Origin of the sequence: Amycolatopsis sp., from assembly GCF_035546795.1 — a bacterium.
In the GTDB taxonomy this organism is placed as follows: Bacteria; Actinomycetota; Actinomycetes; order Mycobacteriales; family Pseudonocardiaceae; genus Amycolatopsis_E.
The window spans coordinates 119,351-139,817 of sequence record NZ_DASZWC010000051.1; the positions used below are offsets into that span (position 1 = coordinate 119,351).

19 protein-coding genes and 1 riboswitch are annotated in these 20,467 nt (G+C 70.4%); of the genes, 11 read left to right on the plus strand and 8 right to left on the minus strand.

All coding sequences use genetic code 11. From position 1 onward, the window contains the following. Positions 1-45 precede the first annotated feature (45 nt). The 4 genes from cobC to VHD82_RS27020 form a co-directional block, all read right to left on the minus strand. Positions 46-1,071 carry an Rv2231c family pyridoxal phosphate-dependent protein CobC gene (gene cobC / locus VHD82_RS27005; protein WP_325709837.1) on the minus strand — a complete coding sequence of 342 codons (1,026 nt, stop codon included), beginning with the start codon at positions 1,069-1,071 and terminating at the stop codon, positions 46-48. Further along, a complete protein-coding gene (locus tag VHD82_RS27010) occupies positions 1,064-2,392 on the minus strand; it encodes a cobyrinate a,c-diamide synthase (RefSeq protein ID WP_325709841.1) in 1,329 nt (442 codons plus the stop codon). The genes cobC and VHD82_RS27010 overlap by 8 nt, the downstream gene beginning before the upstream one ends. Further along, positions 2,386-3,000, minus strand: coding sequence for a cob(I)yrinic acid a,c-diamide adenosyltransferase (gene cobO, locus VHD82_RS27015; protein WP_325709844.1), 615 nt, complete (start codon positions 2,998-3,000; stop codon positions 2,386-2,388). Before cobO ends, VHD82_RS27010 begins: the two co-directional genes overlap by 7 nt. A gap of 280 nt (positions 3,001-3,280) precedes the next feature. Continuing rightward, positions 3,281-5,230: a putative cobaltochelatase gene (locus tag VHD82_RS27020; protein ID WP_325709847.1), complete on the minus strand. Its 1,950-nt coding sequence runs from the start codon at positions 5,228-5,230 to the stop codon at positions 3,281-3,283. Between the two features lie 41 nt (positions 5,231-5,271). Further along, positions 5,272-5,404, minus strand: a riboswitch (adenosylcobalamin (AdoCbl) riboswitch). A gap of 13 nt (positions 5,405-5,417) precedes the next feature. Here VHD82_RS27020 and cbiE point away from each other — a divergent pair. Genes cbiE through VHD82_RS27045 form a run of 5 tightly spaced genes read left to right on the plus strand, consistent with a single transcriptional unit; the run spans position 5,418 to position 8,546 of the window. Beyond that, entirely contained in the window at positions 5,418-6,584 is a 1,167-nt protein-coding gene (gene cbiE / locus VHD82_RS27025; protein ID WP_325709850.1) for a precorrin-6y C5,15-methyltransferase (decarboxylating) subunit CbiE, read from the plus strand. After that, positions 6,581-7,333 carry a precorrin-4 C(11)-methyltransferase gene (cobM, locus tag VHD82_RS27030; RefSeq protein WP_325709853.1) on the plus strand — a complete coding sequence of 251 codons (753 nt, stop codon included), beginning with the start codon at positions 6,581-6,583 and terminating at the stop codon, positions 7,331-7,333. The genes cbiE and cobM overlap by 4 nt, the downstream gene beginning before the upstream one ends. A 58-nt stretch (positions 7,334-7,391) precedes the next feature. Further along, on the plus strand, positions 7,392-7,841 hold the full coding sequence (locus tag VHD82_RS27035; protein ID WP_325709856.1) for a DUF3761 domain-containing protein: 450 nt from the start codon (positions 7,392-7,394) through the stop codon (positions 7,839-7,841). A 32-nt stretch (positions 7,842-7,873) separates the two neighbouring features. Beyond that, positions 7,874-8,149: a type II toxin-antitoxin system Phd/YefM family antitoxin gene (locus VHD82_RS27040; protein WP_325709859.1), complete on the plus strand. Its 276-nt coding sequence runs from the start codon at positions 7,874-7,876 to the stop codon at positions 8,147-8,149. Next, positions 8,142-8,546 carry a type II toxin-antitoxin system VapC family toxin gene (locus VHD82_RS27045; protein ID WP_325709862.1) on the plus strand — a complete coding sequence of 135 codons (405 nt, stop codon included), beginning with the start codon at positions 8,142-8,144 and terminating at the stop codon, positions 8,544-8,546. The genes VHD82_RS27040 and VHD82_RS27045 overlap by 8 nt, the downstream gene beginning before the upstream one ends. 342 nt (positions 8,547-8,888) lie before the next feature. Here VHD82_RS27045 and VHD82_RS27050 read toward each other — a convergent pair whose 3' ends face one another. Further along, the gene (locus VHD82_RS27050) at positions 8,889-9,938 is read right to left on the minus strand and encodes a cobalt-precorrin-5B (C(1))-methyltransferase (protein ID WP_325709865.1); all 1,050 of its coding nucleotides are present in this window, start codon (positions 9,936-9,938) and stop codon (positions 8,889-8,891) included. 20 nt (positions 9,939-9,958) lie between these two features. On the opposite strand from VHD82_RS27050, the gene VHD82_RS27055 reads away from it, so the two are divergent. The 3 genes from VHD82_RS27055 (at position 9,959) to VHD82_RS27065 (ending at position 14,603) form a co-directional block, all read left to right on the plus strand. Beyond that, a complete protein-coding gene (locus VHD82_RS27055) occupies positions 9,959-10,693 on the plus strand; it encodes a cobalt-precorrin-6A reductase (RefSeq protein ID WP_325709868.1) in 735 nt (244 codons plus the stop codon). Further along, a complete protein-coding gene (gene bluB, locus VHD82_RS27060) occupies positions 10,690-11,337 on the plus strand; it encodes a 5,6-dimethylbenzimidazole synthase (RefSeq protein WP_325709871.1) in 648 nt (215 codons plus the stop codon). Before VHD82_RS27055 ends, bluB begins: the two co-directional genes overlap by 4 nt. A 92-nt stretch (positions 11,338-11,429) precedes the next feature. Next, positions 11,430-14,603, plus strand: coding sequence for an arabinosyltransferase domain-containing protein (locus VHD82_RS27065; protein WP_325709875.1), 3,174 nt, complete (start codon positions 11,430-11,432; stop codon positions 14,601-14,603). 522 nt (positions 14,604-15,125) lie between these two features. Here the strand turns inward: VHD82_RS27065 and VHD82_RS27070 are convergent. Genes VHD82_RS27070 through VHD82_RS27080 form a run of 3 tightly spaced genes read right to left on the minus strand, consistent with a single transcriptional unit; the run spans position 15,126 to position 18,297 of the window. After that, positions 15,126-16,616 (minus strand): precorrin-2 C(20)-methyltransferase, encoded by a 1,491-nt coding sequence (locus tag VHD82_RS27070; protein WP_325709878.1) that lies wholly within the window; start codon positions 16,614-16,616, stop codon positions 15,126-15,128. Further along, complete coding sequence (locus VHD82_RS27075; protein WP_325709881.1) at positions 16,613-17,236, minus strand: precorrin-8X methylmutase; 624 nt, start codon at positions 17,234-17,236, stop codon at positions 16,613-16,615. The genes VHD82_RS27070 and VHD82_RS27075 overlap by 4 nt, the downstream gene beginning before the upstream one ends. Then, positions 17,233-18,297 (minus strand): precorrin-3B synthase, encoded by a 1,065-nt coding sequence (locus VHD82_RS27080; RefSeq protein WP_325709883.1) that lies wholly within the window; start codon positions 18,295-18,297, stop codon positions 17,233-17,235. Before VHD82_RS27080 ends, VHD82_RS27075 begins: the two co-directional genes overlap by 4 nt. Positions 18,298-18,493: 196 nt before the next feature. Between VHD82_RS27080 and VHD82_RS27085 the strand changes: the two genes are divergently transcribed. From VHD82_RS27085 to VHD82_RS27095, 3 genes are read left to right on the plus strand one after another with little or no spacing between them, the layout of a single operon-like run. Then, positions 18,494-19,342, plus strand: a complete 849-nt coding sequence (locus VHD82_RS27085; protein ID WP_325710006.1) for an ABC transporter ATP-binding protein — start codon at positions 18,494-18,496, stop codon at positions 19,340-19,342. Beyond that, a complete protein-coding gene (locus VHD82_RS27090; RefSeq protein WP_325709885.1) occupies positions 19,339-20,190 on the plus strand; it encodes an ABC transporter permease in 852 nt (283 codons plus the stop codon). The genes VHD82_RS27085 and VHD82_RS27090 overlap by 4 nt, the downstream gene beginning before the upstream one ends. Further along, on the plus strand, positions 20,187-20,426 hold the full coding sequence (locus tag VHD82_RS27095) for a helix-turn-helix transcriptional regulator (protein ID WP_325709887.1): 240 nt from the start codon (positions 20,187-20,189) through the stop codon (positions 20,424-20,426). The genes VHD82_RS27090 and VHD82_RS27095 overlap by 4 nt, the downstream gene beginning before the upstream one ends. Positions 20,427-20,467 lie beyond the last annotated feature (41 nt).

The following is a 20,467-nucleotide window of genomic DNA, read 5'->3' on the forward strand; positions in this document are numbered from 1 at the left end:
CCCATCGTAAATTCCAAACTCCGAAGCGGCTGGTCATCGGTCGTCCTACGACACCTGAGGGAGAACGCCGGCCAGCGCGCGAAGAAACCCAGCCGTGACGCCCTCGTCCCGAACCGCGATCCGCAGGTGATCGGAACCAAGCCCGGGAAACGTGTCGCCGCGGCGGACGGCGTAACCGGCCTCGCGCAACCGGAGGCGTAGCCGATCCGCGCCGGGAGTTTCGACGAGCACGAACGGCGCCCGCGGCGAACCGAGCACCTTGAGGCCCAGTTCTGCCAGCCCCGCAACGAGATTCTCCCGATCCTGCTCGGCGGCGACAGCGAGCTGGGCAGCCTCGTCGAGCGCGGCCTGACGGCAGCAGGCGACGACAGCTCGGGCCGAGAGCGTGGAAACCGACCACGGCGGCTGCACGGCCTTGAGCTTTCGTACCACGTCGGGTTCGGCTAGCACATAACCCGCGCGCAGGCCAGCGATACCCCAGGTCTTCGTCAGGCTGCGGATCACCACAACTCCGGGAATCGCTTGCCCGGCAAGGGATTCCGGCTCGCCAGGGACAGCATCGAGGAAGGCCTCGTCCACCACGACCAGCCGCCCGGGGCGCGTCAGTGCGAGCAGCGCGGAAGCCGGGTGCAGGACGGAAGTCGGGTTGGTGGGATTGCCGGCGAATACCAGCTCGGCGTCCTCGGGCACGAGTGCCGGGTCGAGCCGGTAGTCGCCGGAGAGCAGCACGCGCCGCACATCGTGACCCGCGGCCCGCAACGCGGCCTCCGGCTCGGTGAACTGCGGATGCACGACGACCGCGTGCCGACCACGGAAAGCCGTTGCCAGCAAGGTGAACGCTTCCGCCGCGCCGGCCGTGACGAGGACTTCGCCGGATGAACGGCCGTGTCTCTCGGCCACGGCGGCCGTCGCCTCGCTCGCGTCCGGGTAGGCCGCGAGGCCGGTCAGCGCGTCCGCCAGCTCCTGCCGCAGCCACGCCGGCGGTTCGGGCAGCCGCACGTTGACGGCGAGGTCCACCAGCCCGGCACCGACCTCGGTGTCGCCGTGATGATGCAGATCGTATTCAGCCATCCGCGCGCACCGCCGCCGCGAACCGGCGCGCCAACCGGGGGTGCCCGGCCCAGTGGACGTGCAGATATGAGGCGTGCAAGGTCGGCGACGCGAAGCCCTCGGCCGTGCCGTCCCACTCCCAGGCCGGGACTTTCCCTTGCCGGGGAAGGACTTCCGTGCGATGGAACTCGTGCCCGGTGACCTCCTCACCGGGCTGCGCGAGCAGATGCCCGGCGGGCGCCGTCGCGCGCCGGTAGCCGAGCGCGCCACGTTCGGTCATCCGCGCCGTCGCGTCCAGCGCGCCGATCATCGGCATCCCGTCGATCTCCCGGCACAGGTACAGCAACCCCGCGCATTCCGCGACGACCGGAAGTCCATTGTGGATCGCCGAGGCCAGTTCCTCGCGCAGCGGCACGTTCGCCGACAGCTCCTCGGCGTGCACCTCGGGAAAGCCGCCGCCGAAGTAGAGACCGGCGCACTCGTCCGGCAAGGTCTTGTCCCGCAACGGATCCAGCTCGACCACGTCGATCCCGCGCGCGGCAAGGAGTTCGTCTGTTTCGGTGTAGCGGAACGTGAACGCCGGGCCGGCCGCCGCGGCCACCACGCGACGTCTCCCGGTCCAGGAACCTTCGGGCTGCCAAGGCTTTCCGGCCAACGCGGGCGCGCCGCGCGCCACCCGGACCACGGCTTCGAGGTCGACGCCCCGCGTGATCCACTCGGCGAGCATCGGCAGCATCCGCAGCGACTCGGCCGCACGCTCGGCGGCGGGCACCAGCCCCAGGTGCCGGCTCGGCGCGTGGATGTCCTCGCTGCGGCGCAACGCACCCAGCACCGGAATCCCGGTCGGCGCGAGCGCGGCACGGATCTCGTCCTCGTGCCGCTGCGAGCCGAGCTTGTTGAGGATCACGCCCGCCAGCTCGATCCGCGGGTCGTACTTCGCGAAGCCCAGCACCGTCGCGGCGACGCTGCGACTGGCCGCGCTCGCGTCCACCACCAGCACCACCGGCGCGTCCAGAAGCCGGGCAACGTGCGCTGTCGAGGCGTAGCCCTCGGTGCCGAGCCGGCCGTCGAACAGGCCCATCACGCCCTCGATCACCGCCAGCTCCGCGGCGCCGTGCAGGAGCAGCGGCACGAGCAGTTCTTCGCTCTGCAGAAAGGGATCCAGGTTGCGCGGCGGCATCCCGGTGGCCAGCGCGTGGTAGCTCGGGTCGATGAAGTCCGGGCCCACCTTGTGCCCGGACACCTTGACGCCGCGCGCCCGCAACGCCGCCATCAGCCCCGCGGCGATCGTCGTCTTGCCGTGCCCGGACCCTGGGGCCGCGATGACGACCCTGGCTACCACTCGATCCCCCGCTGGCCCTTCTGCCCGGCGTCCATCGGGTGCTTGACCTTCGTCATCTCCACCACCAGATCCGCCGCCTCGACCAGCTCTGCCGGCGCGTCGCGGCCGGTGATCACCACGTGCTGGCGGCCGGGCCGCGACGTGATCGCGCCGACCACGTCGGCCACGTCGATCCAGCCCCATTTCAGCGGGTAGGTGAACTCGTCGAGGACGTAGAAGCCGTGGGTTTCGGCGGCGAGCCGGCGTTTGATCTCCGCCCACCCCTCGCGGGCGTTCGCGGCGTGGTCCTCGTCGCTGCCCGCCTTGCGCGACCAGCTCCAGCCCTCGCCCATCTTGTGCCACTCCACCGGACCGCCTTCGCCGGTGGACTCGTGCAGCCTGCCGAGCGCGCGGAACGCGGACTCCTCGCCCACCCGCCATTTCGCGGATTTGACGAACTGGAACACGCCGACGGACCAGCCCTGGTTCCAGGCCCGCAACGCCATCCCGAACGCGGCCGTCGACTTGCCCTTCATCGGCCCCGTGTGCACGGCGAAGACCGGCCGGTTGCGGCGCTGCCGGGTGGTGAGCCCGTCGTCCGGGACCACGTCGGGTTTGCCCTGCGGCATCAGCCGCCCTCCTTCGGTGTGCTGGCTAGGCTGGTCCGATGAGTTCCGATCTTGCGGCGTGGCTCGGCCCGGAGGACGAACTCGAGCGCTCGCGGTGGTCCAGCGGGGTCACCTACGTCCAGGTGGGTCTCGGCCGGTTCGCCGCGGCGAAGCCCGGGCACCTCGCGCGGGAGCACCGGGACACCGAGCTCGACGTCATCGCGGCTTTCACCGGGTTCGCCTCCGGGAACGACGCCTGGCGACAACGCCACACGTGGACGAACACTGCCCTCCGAGCCCATCACGCGGCCCTGTTCAACCGGGATTTCACCGCTCCGGCAAGGGAATCCGCGGCGACCTCGCCGAGCGGCACGTGCTCCGCGCCGAGGTGCCCGGCCAGCTCCGCGGCCAGGCCGAGGCGCATCCGCCCGGTCTCGCAGTCCATCACCACGGCCGTGACCCCCGCGAGCAGCCCGGCCGCCGCTTGCGCACGGCGGACGGCGTCGGGCCCGCTCGTCGCGCGGCCGTCGGTGACCACCACGAGCAACGGGCGCCGCCGCGGGTCGCGGATCGACTCGACGCGCAGCACCCGCGCGGCCTCGATAAGCCCTTCCGCCAACGGAGTCCGGCCGCCCGTGGGCAGGGCCTCCAAACGGGAAGCGGCGGCCTCGACGCTGATCGTCGGCGGTAGCGCCAACTCCGCCGCGCCGGCCCGGAAAGTGATCAGGCCGACCTTGTCCCGGCGCTGATAGGCATCCAGCAACAGCGACAACACGGCTGCCTTGACCTCACGCATCCGCGAGCGCGCGCCCATCGACCCGGACGCGTCCACGCAGAACAGCACGAGGTTGCCCTCGTTGCCTTCGCGCAGCGCGTACCGCAGATCTCCCTTGCGCAGCACCAATCCCGCGCCACTGCGACCACGCCCACGCTGATGCGGCGCCGCCGCTCGCAGCGTCGCCACCAGATGCGGCTTGCCCTCGCGCGCGCTCGGCGGCTGCACACCGACCGTCCGTCCGCTGTCGGTCACCGCCCGCGAACGTCGCCCGCGCTCTCCCTCGCCGACGCCCGCGACCTTGAACAACCGCGCCCGGTAGGGCTTCCCCGCCGCGGCGTGTTTGCTGCCCCCGCCGCCCTGTTGCCCCGCGCCGTCGGTGTCCTGGCCGTCCGTCGCCTGCCCGTCGGTGCCTTGAGAATCCGGGGCCGAACCCGAGCCGGGGCCGTCGTCGTCCGGGCCAGGGTCTTCGGGCTCGGCGTCCTGCAGCGCCTGCTCCAGCTGCTCCTCGTCGATTCCCGGCGCGTCGAACGGGTTCCGGCGGCGCCGGTGCGGCAACGCCAGCCGTGCCGCGACACGGATGTCCTCTGTGGACACTTCCGGCCGCCCGCTCCATGCCGCATGCGCGACCGCGGTGCGGGCCGTGACGATGTCCGCCCGCATCCCGTCGACCTCGAACGACGCGCACACCTCCGCGATCTGCCGCAGCGCGTCGTCGGTCAACCCGACCGAAGGCAGGAGTTCCTGTGCCGCCTGGATTTCCTTGGCCAGCTCGGCGTCGTCGGCGGCATACCGGCCCGCGAACGCGTCCGGATCCGCCTCATACGCCAGCCTCCGCCGGACGACCTCCGCGCGCTGCCCCGGGTCCCGGCTCGACGCCACCTCGACGGTGAGCCCGAACCGGTCCAGCAGCTGCGGCCGGAGCTCGCCCTCCTCCGGGTTCATCGTGCCGATCAGGACGAACCTCGCCGCGTGCGACACCGACACGCCCTCACGTTCGACCGTCGCGCGGCCCATCGCCGCCGCGTCCAGGAGCGTGTCCACGAGGTGGTCGTGCAACAGGTTGACCTCGTCCACATACAGCAGCCCGCGATGCGCCGCGGCGAGCAGGCCCGGCTGGTAGTCGGTGACCCCCTCGGCGAGCGCGCGCTCCAGGTTCAGCGAGCCGACCACGCGATCCTCCGCCGCGCCGACCGGCAGCTCCACCAGCCGGGCCGGGCGCCGCACGGCCGGACCGGAATGCGGACCGTCCGGGCACGCCGGGTCCGGCGCCGCGGGATCGCAGGAGAACCGGCAGCCGCGCACCACCTCGACCTCGGGCAGCAGCCCGGCGAGCGCACGCACCATCGTGGATTTCGCGGTGCCCTTCTCGCCACGCACGAGCACCCCGCCGATCGCGGGTGAGATGGCCGACAACACCAGCGCCAACCGCAGATCCGGCATCCCGACGACAGCGGTGAACGGGTACGGCCGCATTGCACTCCTCTGGCTCCGAGCGGGTCCGCGCCCGCCTGATCTGGCCCCGTGCCGGGAAAAGCACGCGACGACGCCGAAGTTCTGGCTTCCGGCCGATACCGGCCGGTCACAGTGGCGGGACCGCCCCGGGCTCGCACCGGGTTCCACGACGACCGTCGGCAGGCATCATCGCATACGGTTCGAGATCGTGACGATTGTTGTGACCGGGATCGGGGCCGACGGCTGGGCCGGTCTGCCGGACCACGCGCGGGCCGCCATCGCTGCCTGTGACGTGCTCTTCGGCGGCCCGCGGCAGCTCGCGCTCGTGCCGCTCGACCTGCCGAAAGTCCCGTGGCCGAGCCCGTTGCTGCCCGCGCTGGACGAGCTGTTCGCCGACCACGCCGGCACCCGGATCGGGGTGCTGGCCAGCGGGGATCCGATGCTCTCGGGCATCGGCACGACACTGGTGCGGCGGTTCGGGAACGTCGAGATCGTGCCCGCCGTGTCCTCCGTCACGCTCGCCCGCGCGAGGCTCGGCTGGTCCGCGGAAGAGACCGAAGTCGTCAGCGTCGTCGGGCGGAACGTGCACCGGCTCACCCGGGTGCTTACCGACGGGGCGCGGATACTGGCGCTCAGCTCCGACACGTCGAGCCCGGCGAAGATCGCGGAACTGCTGACGGCACACGGGTTCGGCGAAAGCCGGATGACCGTGCTGGAGCAGCTCGGCGGACCTGCGGAGCGGCGCATCGACGGGCTCGCGCGCACCTGGTCGGCAGAGGTGGATCCGCTCAACATCGTCGCTGTGGACTGTGTCGGCCGCGGCCTGCCCACGTTGCCCGGTCTGCCGGACGACGCCTTCGAGCACGACGGCCAGCTCACCAAACGGGACCTGCGCGCGCTGGCGCTCGCCCGCCTCGCGCCGTCGCCCGGCGAGCTGCTGTGGGACGTCGGCGCGGGCGCCGGAAGTGTGGCCGTCGAATGGGCGCGGGCGCATCCGCGGAACCGGGCGATCGCGCTCGAACGTGTCCAGGCACGGGCCGAGCGGATCACCCGGAACGCGGAAAACCTTGGTGTGCCGGACATCCGCGTTGTCACGGGCTCCGCGCCGGACGCGCTCGTTGACCTGCCGGCGCCCGATGCGGTGTTCCTCGGTGGCGGCCTCACGGCGTGGCCCGCGTGCTGGGACGCACTCGCGCCCGGCGGCCGGATCGTCGCCCACGCGGTGACGCTGGAGTCCGAACAAGCACTGGCGAACGCCTACGCCGAGCACGGTGGTGAACTCGTCCGGATCGCTGTCGAACACGCCGCGCCGCTCGGCGGGTTCACCGGCTGGAGCCCCGCCCGAACCGTCACCCAATGGAGCCAGCAGAAATGACCGTGCACTTCATCGGCGCCGGCCCCGGCGCCGCCGACCTGATCACCGTGCGGGGCCGCGACCTGCTCGCCCGCTGCCAGGTCTGTCTGTATCCCGGCAGCCTCACGCCGGAGGATCTGCTCGCGCATTGCCCGCCGGGAGCGCGCCGGATCGACACCGCGGACCTGACCCTCGACGAGATCATCGCCGAGCTGGTGGCCGCACACGAGCAGGGGCACGACGTGGCGAGGCTGTGCTCCGGCGACCCGTCGATCTACAGCGCGGTGGCCGAACAGATGCGCCGGCTCGACGCCGTCGGCGTGCCCTACGCGGTGGTGCCCGGCGTGCCCGCTTTCGCTGCCGCGGCAGCGGAACTCGGCCGCGAACTGACCGTGCCGACGGTCGGGCAGAGCCTCGTGCTCACCCGCGTGCAGGCCCGTTCCACCGCGATGCCGTCCACGGAAACGCTTGCGGCGTTCGGCGCGACCGGCGCGACGCTGGCCGTGCACCTGGCGATCACCCGGATCGAGCAGGTGGTGGACCAGCTGTTGCCGCACTACGGCGCCGACTGCCCGGCCGCCGTGGTGGCACGCGCCAGCCAAGCGGAGCAACAGGTGCTGCGCGGAACGTTGTCCGACATCGCCGCCCAGGTCCAGGACGCGGGCATCAACCGGGCGGCGGTGATCTTCGTCGGCCGGGTGCTGGGCGCGGCGGCGTTCCCGGACAGCTTCCTGTACTCCTCGACCCGGTCACGGAAAGTTCGGGAGTAGCAACCGATTCGTGACCGGATGACCGATACGGCCGAGCGACGCTTCGCGACTCACCTGCATGACCACTCCGCGTAAGCGTCGGCACTGGGTCACCGGGCTTGTCGTCGGTGGCATGGTGCTGATCGGTGGCTGCTCCGCCACCGGTGCCCCGGCGCCGACCCGAACCAGCTCGCCGACGTCCGCGACGATGACCATCCCCGGCAGCGCCGTCCCGGTGCCGTCGCAGGCCGTCGACGCGCCGACCACCACGCCGCCCAGTTCCGTCGCGCCGGCACCGGTCACCACGACGCACGCGGTCGCCGCACCACGCACGACCACCACGAAGGCGCCGGTCGCGTGTGGTGACGACTCGTACATCAACAGCTCGGGCCATTGCGTCCCCCGCCCGACACAGGCCGACAGCGCCCCGCCCGGTGCGACCGCCCGCTGCAAGGACGGCACCTACAGCTTCAGCGAGCACCGCCAGGGCACCTGCTCCGGCCACAAGGGCGTCGCCGCCTGGCTGTAGCACGTGGTGCTACATGGGGCTACACTGGGTTCATGGACACCATCACCCAGCGGGAACTGAGGAACAATTCGGCCGCCGTGATGGATGCGGTCGAGGCGGGCGAGACGTACTACATCACGCGCAACGGCGTGGAAGTCGCCGAGCTGCGCCCCCTTTCGCACCGCCGGAAGCTGACAGCGGAGGAGCTGGTGGAACGGCACCGTTCGCTGCCCAAGGTGGATTCCCGGGCCCTAAGGGAGGACATCTCGGTGGAGCTGACCGGCGAGTACCTGGAGGACACCGACGCATGGACGAGGCCCCGTGGCTGACCGGCCAGCGGCGGGGGTGCTGGACACCTGCGCCTATCTCGACCTGACCGTGCTGGATCCTGCGGTATTGCCGCAAGTCCCGGAAATCACCGCGATCACGCTCGCCGAACTGCACCAGGGCGTGGCGATGGCACAGGATCCGGCCCTACGGGCGGCGCGCACGGAGCAGTTGGGCGCCGCGCTGGCGGAGTTCGAGCCACTCCCGTTCGACGGCCGGGCCGCCGCGCGATTCGGCACACTCGTCTCACTGACGCTCGCGGCAGGCCGCCGGCCAAAACCCCGGTTGATGGATCTGCAAATCGCCGCCATCTCCTCGGTACACGGCATGCCGCTCTACACGCGCAACCCGGGAGACTTCAAAGGCCTGGAAAAAGCAGTAGAAGTGATTGCCCTGTAAGGGTTTCACGACTCCACCCGCCACCCGGCAACGCACTCCGACACACCACCCCGCCACCGAACCGATCCCCAGCGCCCTCAGCGGTCGACGTGCCGTGTCAAGGCATCTTCCCGCCTTGACACGGTGCGGCGACCGCTGAACACTGCGCGATCGGGGCGGGGGTGGGGTGCACAGAGCGCGGCCACGCGCGGCCGTTGCTGTCGCAGCGCAAGGGAAATCGCGCAAGTCCAAAGATTCAAAGATCTCCTCGCCGGAGGGGCAGGCTCAAGGATGGCCGGGGAAATGCAGTCACAGTCACCACATGCAGGTGGTTGCGTCGGTGGTCATCCACTCAGTCTGAGTTCAAGACCCTGCGCGGCCGACGATCACCCCCGCGCGGTCGATCACCACGACATCCACCTCGATCGACGCCCCCTCCAGCACCTCCACAGCCACCGCCCGCGCGCGCTCCGCGACACGATCACCGAGCGGCACCCCGGCGGCCTGCGCAAGTTGAAGCGCGTGCAAGGCGGTGTTCGCTTCGGTGATCGACGGCGCCAGCGACTCGGGCACCAGCGACGCCAGCAACCGGAGATCCACCTGGGAACGCTGCGAATGCAGATCAAGATGCCCCGCCGCCAGCTTGGAGAACTTCGCGAATCCACCGGCCAGCGTCAGACGTGGCACGGGATGCCTGCGCAGGTATTTCAGGACCGCCCCGGCGAAATCGCCCATGTCCAGCAACGCCGTCTCGGGCAGCGAGTGCAGCTCGGCGACCACCCGCTCCGACGTACTGCCGGTGGCGCCCGCGACATGCTCGTGCCCCAGCGCCCGCGCGACGTCCACGCCGCGGCGGATGCTGTCGATCCACGCCGAGCACGAGTACGGCACGACGACGCCCGTCGTCCCGAGCACCGACAGCCCGCCGAGGATCCCCAGCCGGGGATTCCACGTCCGGCGCGCCATCTCCTCGCCGTCGGGAATCGATATCTCGACCACGACATCCCCGGACCCACCGTGCGCCGCGGCCACCCGCGCGACCGCTTCGGTCATCAGCCGTCGCGGCACCGGATTGATCGCGGGTTCGCCCACCGCCAGCGGCAATCCGGGCAGGGTGACCGTGCCGACCCCTTGTCCCGCACGGAAAGTCACGCCGCTGCCCGGCTCACCGGCGGACACCGTCGCCACGATCAGCGCACCGTGCGTGACATCCGGATCGTCCCCGGCATCTTTGATCACGCCCGCGCTCGCCGAGCCCGGCGCCAGTGACTCGGTTGCCAGCGCGAACGCCGGGCGGCGGTTCTTCGGCAGCAGCACCTCGACCGGGTCGGGAAACTCACCGGTGAGCAGCGCGGTGTACGCGGCTGTCGTCGCCGCGGTGGCACACGCCCCGGTGGTCCAGCCGTACCGCATGAACAGGGATTATGACTGCCATGATTCTGGTGCTCGGAGGGACCGGGGAGGCACGCGCCCTCGCGGCCGAGTTGGTGGCGCGCGGCGTGCACGTGGTCTCGTCGCTCGCGGGCCGCGTCGCGAACCCGCGTCTGCCTCTCGGCGAAGTACGCGTCGGCGGCTTCGGCGGCCCGGACGGTCTCGCCCGCTGGCTGGCCGAGAACCACGTCGAGGCCGTTGTCGACGCCACGCACCCCTTCGCCGAACGCATCGGCGCTTCGGCCTTCGAGGGCACGCGCGCGGCCGGCGTGCCGCTGCTCCGGCTGCAGCGACCGGGTTGGCAGGCCGGCCCGGGTGACGAATGGCACTGGGTGAACTCCCTGGACGAGGCCGCCGACAAGAGCACCGAACTCGGCGAAAGGATCTTCCTCACCAGCGGGCGCCAGGGTCTGGCCGCGTTCGCCCGGTGCACCCGCGCGTGGTTCCTCGTCCGTTGCGTCGATCCACCGGAACCGCCGCTGCCGCCGAGGATCGAGATCCTGCTCGACCGCGGCCCCTACGACCTCGACGGCGAATCCGCCCTACTGCGCGACCACCGCATCGACGTCCTCGTCACCAAGGACAGCGGCGGCACGATGACGACGGCGAAACTGCGCGCCGCACGGGAACGCGGCATACCGGTCGTCGTCGTCAAACGCCCCGACCGCCCCGAAACCACCACCGTCGAGGATGTGCCCGCCGCGGTGGCCTGGGTGTCAGCGATGCTGAAGGCATGACCAACGCGTTCTACGAAGTGCTCACACGACGGCGTGACGTGCGGGCCGAGTTCACCGGCGAACCGATTCCCGAGGACGTGCTCAGCCGCGTGCTGACCGCCGCGCACGCCGCACCGAGCGTAGGCCTGACGCAACCGTGGGATTTCGTTCTGGTGTCCAGCAAGGAAACCCGCACCGCGTTCCACGAACACGTGCTCGCCGAACGTGAAGTTTTCGACAAGTCGCTGGACGCGGAGCGGGCCGCGACGTTCCGGCGGATCAAGATCGAGGGCATCCTCGAAGCCAGCCTCGGCATCGTCGTCACCTACGACCCCGCCCGCGGCGCGCCCGATGTGCTCGGCAGGCACGCCATCGCCGACGCCGGGCTGTATTCGGTGTGCCTTGCCATCCAGAACCTGTGGCTCGCGGCCACCGCGGAGGGCCTCGGCGTCGGCTGGGTGAGCTTCTACCGCGAGGAGTTTCTGGCCTCCTTGCTGGGAATTCCGGCGGGAATCCGGCCGGTCGCGTGGCTGTGTGTCGGCGGGGTGAGCCGGTTGCACGAAACGCCGGATCTGGAGCGGCACGGCTGGCGCAGCAGGCGACCGCTCGCGGCCGCAACCCATCTCGAACGTTTCGGCCGACGGGCGGGCGTGCATAATCCCTGACCGTAGAACCCGAAGAAATCTTCTGACCGTAGGGCGATAGCGTTCGTTCAATGTGGATGGCCAGCAGGACGCCAACAGTCACCCCCGATGAGGTGACCGATCCGGACCAGGCGACTCCGGAGACCACAGCCTCAGACAGACCGCGCAAGCTGCTGTGGCGATGGCTGGCGATCGTGCTCGGCCTGTTCGCGGCCGTCAGCGCGATCGCGTTCCCGTTCCTGCCCGTCGTCCAGGACACGGCCCGCATCACGTGGCCGGTGGGCAGCGACACGCGCCCGGTGAACGCGCCGCTGACCGCGTACTGGGCGCAGCAGATGACGGTCCAGCTCCCGTGCGCCACGATCCAGTCGGTGAACAACCGGGCCCCCGGCGGGGCGCTGCTGTTCTCCACCGTCCCCGGTGCGCGCACCGGCGAGGGCGCGGGCGTGTTCATGCGCGTGGAGAAGGGCACGCTGACGGCGTTCAACCGTGGTCAGCAGGTCGCCCGCCAGGAGCTGCCCGCCACGGGCTGTGACGTCACCTACACCTCCGATGCCACGCACACCACACTGAAGATCGCCGGCACGCCGGTGTTCGACTCCGACGGTGACGTGCGCGGCCGGGTGGTCGGCATCTACACCGACATCACCTCGGCCAAGGACCCGATCGCCGGGATGAGTGTGTCCATCACCCCGGACACCCGCTACCAGTCGTCGCCGACCGGGTTGAAGGTCGGGATCGGCGTGTTCGGGGTGCTGTCCCTGATCGGCTGCCTGATCGCGGTGAACAAGGTGGACCGCGGCGGTGCCCGCCGGGCGCCACGCTGGGCGCCGATCGGCTGGTGGAAGCTCACGCCACGGGACTTCACCGTGATCGGGGTGCTGGGCGCGTGGGTGTTCATCGGCCCGGTGACCTCCGACGACGGCTACATCCTGACCATGGCCAGAGTCGCCGACCAGGTCGGCTATCTGACCAACTACCACCGGTGGTTCGGGGTCGCCGAAGCCCCGTTCGGCTGGAACGACCACATCTACGAGCTGATGTCCACGGTGTCCACGGTGCCGCCCTGGATCAGGCTGCCGTCGTTCCTGATCGCCGTGATCAGCTGGCTGCTGATCAGCCGCGAAGTGATGCCACGGCTGGGCAACCAGGTCCGCACCAGCCGGGCCGCGAGCTGGGCCGCCGCCATGGTGTTCCTGGTGTGGTGGCTGCCGTTCAACAACGGCGTGCGCCCCGAGCCGTGGGCCGCGCTGGGCTCCCTGCTCGCGCTGTGCGCGGTCGAGCGGACGCTGGTCACCCGGCGGCTGCTGCCGCTGTGCCTCGGCCTGCTGGCCGCGGCCTTCGCGCTCGCCGCGACACCGACGGCGCTCATCGCCGTAGCGCCCTTCCTGGTCGCGGCGAGGCCGTTGTTCCAGATGCTGCGAGCCCGCGCGAAGCAGGGCGGCTGGCTGCCGGTGCTGGCGCCGATCGCCGCCGCGGGGTTCATGGTGCTCGTAGTGGTCTTCGCCGACCAGACGTTCGCCACGGTCAGCGAGGCCACCCGGCTGCGCGGCAACGTCGGCCCGAACCTGCCATGGTACGACGAGCTTTCGCGGTATGAACTGCTGTTCGCCGACAGCGCCGACGGCTCCATGACACGCCGGTTCCCGGTGCTGTTGCTGATGTTGTGCACCGGCGCGTGCCTGGTCGTGCTGCTGCGTCGCGGGCGTATCCAGGGCGCGGCCCTCGGCCCGGCCCGGCGCCTGATCGGTACCACCGCGCTGTTCTTCCTGCTGCTGGCGCTGACCCCGACGAAGTGGACCCACCACTTCGGCGCGTTCGCCGCCGTCGGTTCGGCGATGGCCGCGCTCACGGCACTGGCCACGAGCTCGACAGTGCTGCGCTCGAAACGCAACCGGGCGGCGTTCCTGGCCGGCTTGCTGGTGGTCGCCGCACTCGCCGCGACAGGGCCGAACGCGTACTGGTTCGTGTCCAGCCTCGGCGTGCCGTGGTTCGACAAGGCGCCGTCCATCCACGGTTTCCGCCTGTCCACGCTGCTGCTGGCGGCGGCCGCGGTGGCGGCGGTGTTCGCGTTCGTGGAGAACGTGCGGATGCAGAAACCCGGGCTGCCACCACCCGTCACCGCCCGGCAACGGGGCCGCGCGCTGAAACTCGGCTCGCTGTCGCTGGTCGTGGTCTGTGGCGCGGTCGTGGCGTTCGAGTTCGCCAGCATGGGCAAGGCGATCCAGAAACAGTGGGACAGCTACAGCCTCGGCGCCGCGAACGTGGCGCACGTCTTCGGCAAGAGCTGCAACCTGTCCGACCATGTGATGGTGGAGCAGGACCCGGTTTCGAGCGTGCTCAAGCCAGTGTCGGCGCAGACCGTGCCGGTGAAGAAGGAGACCACGCCCGGCCTGCCGCCCACCGACGAGGACAACGGCAAGACCGAATCCGGGTTCCACACCAGCCCCGAGGGCGACAGCGACCCGCTGAGCGGGCCGCCGCACGGGTTCACCACGAGCACCGTGCCGATGTGGAGCAGCTACCACGAGGACCCGGGCACGTCGACGGGCAGGCTGCGTACCGACTGGTACGCGCTGCCGGCGAACAAGGCGAACGCCCAGGTCGCGGTCGCCATCGCCGCCCCGGCGGGCAAGGCGACGAACGTCGCGCTGGAGTTCGGCGCGCAGACCCCGCAGGGTGTCGAGGTGGTCAAGAGCGACACCGTGCTGGCGAACGGAGCCGGGACGGCGTCGGGCAACGGCACGGACAACGACAAGGGCAAATGGGCCGACCAGCGCGTACAACTGGGTGACACCCCGGCCAACGCGACTTTGGTGCGCGTCGTCGCCCAGGACAACGACGTGACCGACGACGGCTGGGTCGCCGTGAGCGCGCCCCGCGTACCGACGTTCACGACGCTGACTCAGCGCGTCGGCAGCGCGCCGGTGTACATGGACTGGCCTGCCGCGTTCGTCTACCCGTGCCTGAACCCGGTCACCTCGCACGACGGCATCTCGACCGTGCCCGCGTACCGGATCACGGCGGGCACGCTGGCGCCGGAAGCGGGCATCGCCGACAACATCGGTGGCGGTCCGCTCGGGTGGCTGGAAGAGGTCGCGTCCGAGCCGGAGGTGCCGAGCTACCTCGAGGGCGATCCCGGGCAGTCCTGGGGCCAGCTGATGCAGGTCGAGCCGTATACCGAGGGCGTCGCGCCGCATGTGGAGCACGGGGAGAAGACCGTGTGGGGCTGGTATTCCCCCGGCCCCGGCCCACAACAGCCGAACGGGTCCACGGAGACTCGATAAGGGAGAGGCCCCCCGCACCAACGGTGCGGGGGCCTTTTCTTTGCGCTCAACCGAGTCGAGTGGTCATCCCGTCGCCTGCGACCCCGAAATCACTTTGAGTCGGGCCCGCACCTCCGGCATGCCCGGCGGCCGACGACGCAAGATTGCGGGTCTGGCTCAAAGTGATACTCCTGGAAGTAGGCGACGGGATGACCACCCACGCAACCACTTCCTCGACGTGAGCTGACTGCGTTTCCCTGGCCATCCTTGAGCCTGCCCCTCCGGCGAGGAGATCCTTCAATCTTTGGACTTGCGCGATTTCCCTTGCGTGGCAACAGCAACGTCCGCGCGCAGAGCGCGCTCTGGGACCCCACCCCCGCCCCAATCCGCGCAGTGTTCAGCGGTCGCCGCACCACGTCAAGGCGGGAAAAGATGCCTTGACACGGCACGACGACCGCTGAGGGCGCTGGGGATCGGTTCGAGGGTGGGGTGTGGGCGGGGGTAGTCGTGGCGGTTGCGCTGCCGGGCGGCGGCTGGGCGGTTTCAGTAGCTGCGTGGGGTCCAGACTTGGCCGTTCGTCACCTGTGTCCGTGACGAGCCCACGATGAGCAGGCAGCGCATGTCGACCGTCGCGGGGTCCAGGTCGCCGAGGGTGGTCACGTGCACCGACTCCTCCGGGCCGCCGACATCGCGCGCCACTACGACCGGGGTGCCCGGGTCCCGGTGCCGGAGCAGGATTTCCCGCGCCTGCGCCAGTTGCGTGGTCCGCGTGCGTGAAGCCGGGTTGTAGATCGCCAGCGCCAAGTCGGCCGCGCCGGCCGCGTCGAGGCGTTTTTCGATGATCTCCCAAGGCTTCAAGCGATCCGACAGCGAAAGCACACAGTAGTCGTGCCCGAGCGGCGCGCCGACCCGGGAAGCCGCCGCTTGCGCGGCCGTCACGCCCGGGATGACGCGCACCGACATCGGTTTCTCCAGCACCGCAGCCTGTTCCAGCACCGCCGAAGCCATCGCGAAAACCCCGGGATCGCCGGACGAGACCACCGCGACCCTGGCCCCACCCCGCGCGAGTTCCAGGGCATCGCGGGCGCGTCCGGCCTCGACGCGGTTGCCCGAAGCGTGCCGTTGCTGCCCTGCACGCTGGGGAACCTTCGCGACATACGGGCCGTAGCCGACGATGTGCTCGGCTTCCTCCAGCGCTGCCGCGGCCTCCGGCGTCAGCCATTCCGGACCCGCCGGACCCAGCCCGACGACCACGACCTCACCTACGGCCAACGGCTCGCGCGGTTCCTCGACGATACCGGACTTCCTTGCCGCATAAGCAGGACTGGGCACCAGCGCGAGCGAGAAGTACGGCACCGACTCCGGATCGACATCGGCGAACGGCTCCACCCGTTGGGCCTGCCAGGTTGCCCGCTCGATGTAGAAAGCATCGTCGAGTTTGCCCGCCTCGGCCAGCGCCTCCCGCACAGAACCGAAGGTGCGGCCCAGTTTCAGCACCGCAGCCGCCTGGGTGTCGGCCAAGCGGCGCGCCAGCTCCGGCGCGGGCAACGTGCCCGGCAGCACCGTCAGCACCTCGTCCCGCTGCACCAAAGGACGGCCCAGCACCGACGAAGCCGCGCTCACCGAGGTCACGCCCGGCACGGCCTCGGCATCGTACCGGTCGCACAGGCGTTCGTGCATGTACATATAGGACCCATAAAAGAACGGATCCCCTTCGCACAGCACGACAACGTCGCGTCCCGCGTCCAAGTGCTCGGCCAGCCGCTTCGCGCTCAGCTCGTAGAACTCCGCGATCGCGCCCTCGTAACCTCCGGGGTGCTCGGTGGTCTCGGTGGTGACCGGGTAGACCAGCGCCTCCTCGATCTGCCCCGCCCGAAGATACGGCTCCGCCACCGAACGCGCGATGCTGCGGCCGTGCCGGGCGCTGTGGTAGGCGATCACCTGCGCCTCGTTGATCAGCCGCGCCGCCTTGACGGTCATCAGCTCCGGATCACCGGGACCGAGCCCGACGCCCCACAGTTTACCGGTGCTCATTCGACCTCACTCGCCAACGCGTTCACCGCGGACACGGCCATCGCACTGCCGCCACGCCGCCCGTGCACCACCAGATAGGGCGCGGGTGCCCGCTTCGCGAGCTCCACTTTGGACTCCGCCGCACCGACGAAACCCACTGGCACACCGATGATCGCGGCCGGCACCCCGGCGCCTTCGGCCAGCATCTCCAGCAGGCGGAACAACGCGGTCGGGGCGTTCCCGATCGCCACCACCGAGCCGGCGAGCTTGTCCCGCCACAGTTCCAGCGCCGCCGCCGACCGGGTGGTGCCCATCCGTTCGGCGAGCCCGGGGACCTGCGGTTCGGACAGGGTGCACAGCACCTCGTTGTCCGCGGGCAGCCGGCGCCTGGTGATGCCGCTGGCGATCATCTGCGCGTCGCACAGCACGGGCGCGCCGGCTTTCAGGGCCGCGCGGGCGGAGTCCACGAGTTCCAGCGAGTAGGCCAGGTCGTCGACCAGATCGACCATCCCGCAGGAGTGGATCATGCGGACCGCCACCGGCTCCAGGTCCTCGGGCAGGATCGCGAGGTCGGCCTCCTCGCGGATGGTGGCGAACGAGTGGCGATAGATCTCCGCCCCGTCCCTGATGTAGTCGATCACGGATTTCCCTTCTGTACCAACAACTCCGCGACCCGCTCGACCGGCACCCAGGTGCCTTCGACGCGGTAGCCGCCATTCTCGGCGACCACGTCGGCCGCGTCGCGGGGCTTCCCGCACCGCCGCTCGCAGCCGGAGAAGTGTGCGTGCGCGGACACCCGCCGCGCGTCGCCTCGCACGTCGGCTCGCGACTTCGCGCAACCGGGCGTGCCGATGCACGCGCTCACCTGGCTGTCTGACGACAGCTCCGCCAGTTCCGCGCGGAACTCGGGCACGATCACGGTCCGCCACGGCGTCACGACCACCTCCGGCGACTCCGCAAGCAGTCGGAGCGAGGCGGCGGACAGCTCGCCGAACAGGGGCGCGAGGCACAAACCCCGACCGCCGTCGGCACGCCTGAACTCCCCCACTGGCACTGGACGGGCCGGGCGTTTCGGCGCGTCCGCGAACTGCGGCAGCTCCCTCATCCGCCACGCGTCACCGCGAATCTCCATGAACCGCAAGGCTTCCCGCACCAGCGCCCGCACCGGATCCGGCTCCGGGCCCACCGGCTGCCCGGCGCGCAACAGTGTGCCGGCACCATCGGCTGTCGCCTGCCAGCACACATCCGCGTCCTCGGCCGCGACGTCGCCACGCCCGTCGTCGAGTGCGAAGAGGAACCGTCCGGGCAACCCGGCCAGCTCCGGCCGAGCACACACCGCCGCGTCCAGTTCGGCGACCAGCGGCCGCACGTCCACGAACCCGCCGGCGAGACCGCTCAACGGCGAAGCAAGGAAGTTCCGCACGCGCTCGTGCGAAGGCGCGGGCAACAGGCCCGCGTCGGACAAGCGCGCCACCAGTTCGCCGGTGTCCCGCGAGAGCCCGCGCAGCTGCACGTTCCCTCGCGAGGTCAGGTGCACCGCCCCGTCGCCCAACTGCTCGGCGCAATCGGCCAACACCCACAGTTGCGTGGCAGTCACGCGACCGCCCGGCAACCGGACCCTGGCCAGCGCACCGTCCGCGGCGTCGTGGGTGGCGAATACACCCGGGCACGCATCGGGTCGAGCGCGCGCCGGAAGAGACATGTCCTCACTGTAAACGGCCGTTCCATGCGCACCCCAGAGCAGGACTTGGAAGATATGTAGCACACCTGCTACATTCCATCGCAGGATCTCGACAATGGGGAGAAGTCCTATGACAGTCCTGGGAGGGACCGCGACGGTGGCGCACCCGGTTGGCGCAACGGGCACCGAGCTCGTGCTCGACGTGCGTGACCTGCGCATGCGGTACGGCAACAACGATGTGCTCAACGGCGTGAACTTCAACGCACGCAAGGGGGAGGTGGTGGCCTTGCTCGGGCCGAACGGCGCGGGCAAGACCACCACCGTGGAAATCCTCGAGGGGTTCCGGCTGCGCTCGGCCGGGGAGGTCCGGGTGCTCGGGATCGATCCGGCACGCGGCGACGAGGCCTGGCGCGCGCGGCTAGGCGTCGTGCTGCAGTCCTGGCGTGACCACTCGAAATGGCGGGTCCGCGAGCTGCTGAAGAACATCGGCTCGTTCTACGCCGACTACTCGACGCCGCAGGTCAGCCGCCCGTGGGACGTGGACGAACTGGTCGACACCGTCGGCCTGACCCCGCACGCGGGCAAGCGGGTGCTGAGCCTCTCCGGCGGCCAGCGGCGGCGGCTCGACGTGGCGATCGGCATCGTCGGGCGCCCCGAGCTGCTGTTCCTCGACGAGCCCACGGCGGGCTTCGACCCGGAGGCGCGCCGCGAGTTCCACGACCTGGTGCACCGGCTTTCCGACGACGAAGAGACGACCATCCTGCTCACCACGCACGACCTGGACGAGGCGGAGAAGCTGGCCGACCGGATCCTGATCCTGGCCGGCGGCTCGATCATCGCCGACGGTTCGGCCGACGAGCTGTCCCGCCGGATGACCACCGGCGCCGAGATCAAGTGGACCAGGGACGGCCGGCGTTTCGTGCACACCAGCGACCAGGCGACGAAGTTCGTGCACGAGCTGTTCCTGCAGTACGGCGAAGCGATCGAGGACCTGGAAGTCCGCCGGGCCAGCCTGGAGGACACGTACATGGCTTTGACCCGCCGGTTCGAAGAGGGTGCGGCATGAGCGCCATCACGACCGCGGGCCGGTCCGGGATCGCCCGTGGCCGCATCGAGCTGCGGCACACCCTGACCACCCCGCAGGACCTGTGGGCCTACCTGTTCCCGGCCGTGGCGCTGATCGTGGTGATGATCTTCATGCGCGGGTCGGGCGTGCCCGGGATGAACTTCTCGCTCAGCTCGCTGACCCTGCCCGGCGTGATCGGCATGAACGTGGCGCTCGGCGGGCTGATCAACCTCGCCACCCAGCTGACCACCGAACGCGAGGACGGCACGCTGCTGCGGGCGAAGGCCGTGCCGAACGGGATGTTCGGCTACCTCGTCGGCAAGATCGTGCAGGTCAGCGGCATGACCCTGATCGGGATCGCGCTCGTGCTGATCCCCGGCGTGTTCCTGTTCGACGGGCTGGAGCTGACCGTCGGCTCGTGGCTGACCCTGCTGTGGGTGCTGGTGCTGGGCCTGATCGCGACCATGCCGATCGGGGCGGTGCTGGGCTCGCTGCTGAGCAGCCCGCGGAGCATGGGCATGATCATGCTGCCGACGATGGGGATCGTCGCGGTTTCCGGGGTCTTCTACCCGATCACCGCCCTGCCGACGTGGTTGCAGGGGGTCGGTCAGATCTTCCCGATCTACTGGCTGGGCCTCGGCACTCGCTCGGCGCTGCTGCCGAACAGCCTCTCGGCCGTGGAGCTGACGCATTCCTGGCGGCCCTTGGAAACCGTGGGGGTGCTCGCGATGTGGGCGATCGTGGGGCTCGTGGCCGCGCCGATCATCCTGCGTAGGATGGCCCGTCGTGAGTCCGGTTCGAGTGTGGCCGCCCGCCGCGAGAAGGCGATGCTGCGAGCACCACGATGAGTACTAGCGAGACGATCCACAACCGCATCGCCATGCTGCGTGCGGAGCGCGGGATCTCGCGGCGGCAGCTCGCCGACGCGCTCGGGGTGCACTACCAGACCATCGGCTACCTGGAGCGCGGCGAGTACAGCCCGTCGCTCTACCTGGCGCTGAAGATCGCGCAGTACTTCGAGGTCGGCGTGGAAGTGATTTTCTCCACTGAGCCCTTCCCGCGGCTGGGCGAGCGGTCTGCTTGACGCGGGGCCTCCCGCCCCCGGAGAGTGAGGGGCGAGAAAGA

Excerpts from the sequence above, each read along its gene's own strand:
- VHD82_RS27080 (WP_325709883.1), bottom strand. The coding sequence starts at position 18,297 with ATGTCTCTTCCGGCGCGCGCTCGACCCGATGCGTGCCCGGGTGTATTC.
- VHD82_RS27085 (WP_325710006.1), top strand. The coding sequence starts at position 18,494 with ATGCGGTACGGCAACAACGATGTGCTCAACGGCGTGAACTTCAACGCA.
- VHD82_RS27055 (WP_325709868.1), top strand. The coding sequence starts at position 9,959 with ATGATTCTGGTGCTCGGAGGGACCGGGGAGGCACGCGCCCTCGCGGCC.
- bluB (WP_325709871.1), top strand. The coding sequence starts at position 10,690 with ATGACCAACGCGTTCTACGAAGTGCTCACACGACGGCGTGACGTGCGG.
- VHD82_RS27040 (WP_325709859.1), top strand. The coding sequence starts at position 7,874 with ATGGACACCATCACCCAGCGGGAACTGAGGAACAATTCGGCCGCCGTG.
- cobM (WP_325709853.1), top strand. The coding sequence starts at position 6,581 with ATGACCGTGCACTTCATCGGCGCCGGCCCCGGCGCCGCCGACCTGATC.
- VHD82_RS27070 (WP_325709878.1), bottom strand. The coding sequence starts at position 16,616 with ATGAGCACCGGTAAACTGTGGGGCGTCGGGCTCGGTCCCGGTGATCCG.
- VHD82_RS27035 (WP_325709856.1), top strand. The coding sequence starts at position 7,392 with ATGACCACTCCGCGTAAGCGTCGGCACTGGGTCACCGGGCTTGTCGTC.
- VHD82_RS27050 (WP_325709865.1), bottom strand. The coding sequence starts at position 9,938 with ATGCGGTACGGCTGGACCACCGGGGCGTGTGCCACCGCGGCGACGACA.
- VHD82_RS27020 (WP_325709847.1), bottom strand. The coding sequence starts at position 5,230 with ATGCGGCCGTACCCGTTCACCGCTGTCGTCGGGATGCCGGATCTGCGG.
- VHD82_RS27090 (WP_325709885.1), top strand. The coding sequence starts at position 19,339 with ATGAGCGCCATCACGACCGCGGGCCGGTCCGGGATCGCCCGTGGCCGC.
- cobO (WP_325709844.1), bottom strand. The coding sequence starts at position 3,000 with ATGCCGCAGGGCAAACCCGACGTGGTCCCGGACGACGGGCTCACCACC.
- cobC (WP_325709837.1), bottom strand. The coding sequence starts at position 1,071 with ATGGCTGAATACGATCTGCATCATCACGGCGACACCGAGGTCGGTGCC.
- VHD82_RS27095 (WP_325709887.1), top strand. The coding sequence starts at position 20,187 with ATGAGTACTAGCGAGACGATCCACAACCGCATCGCCATGCTGCGTGCG.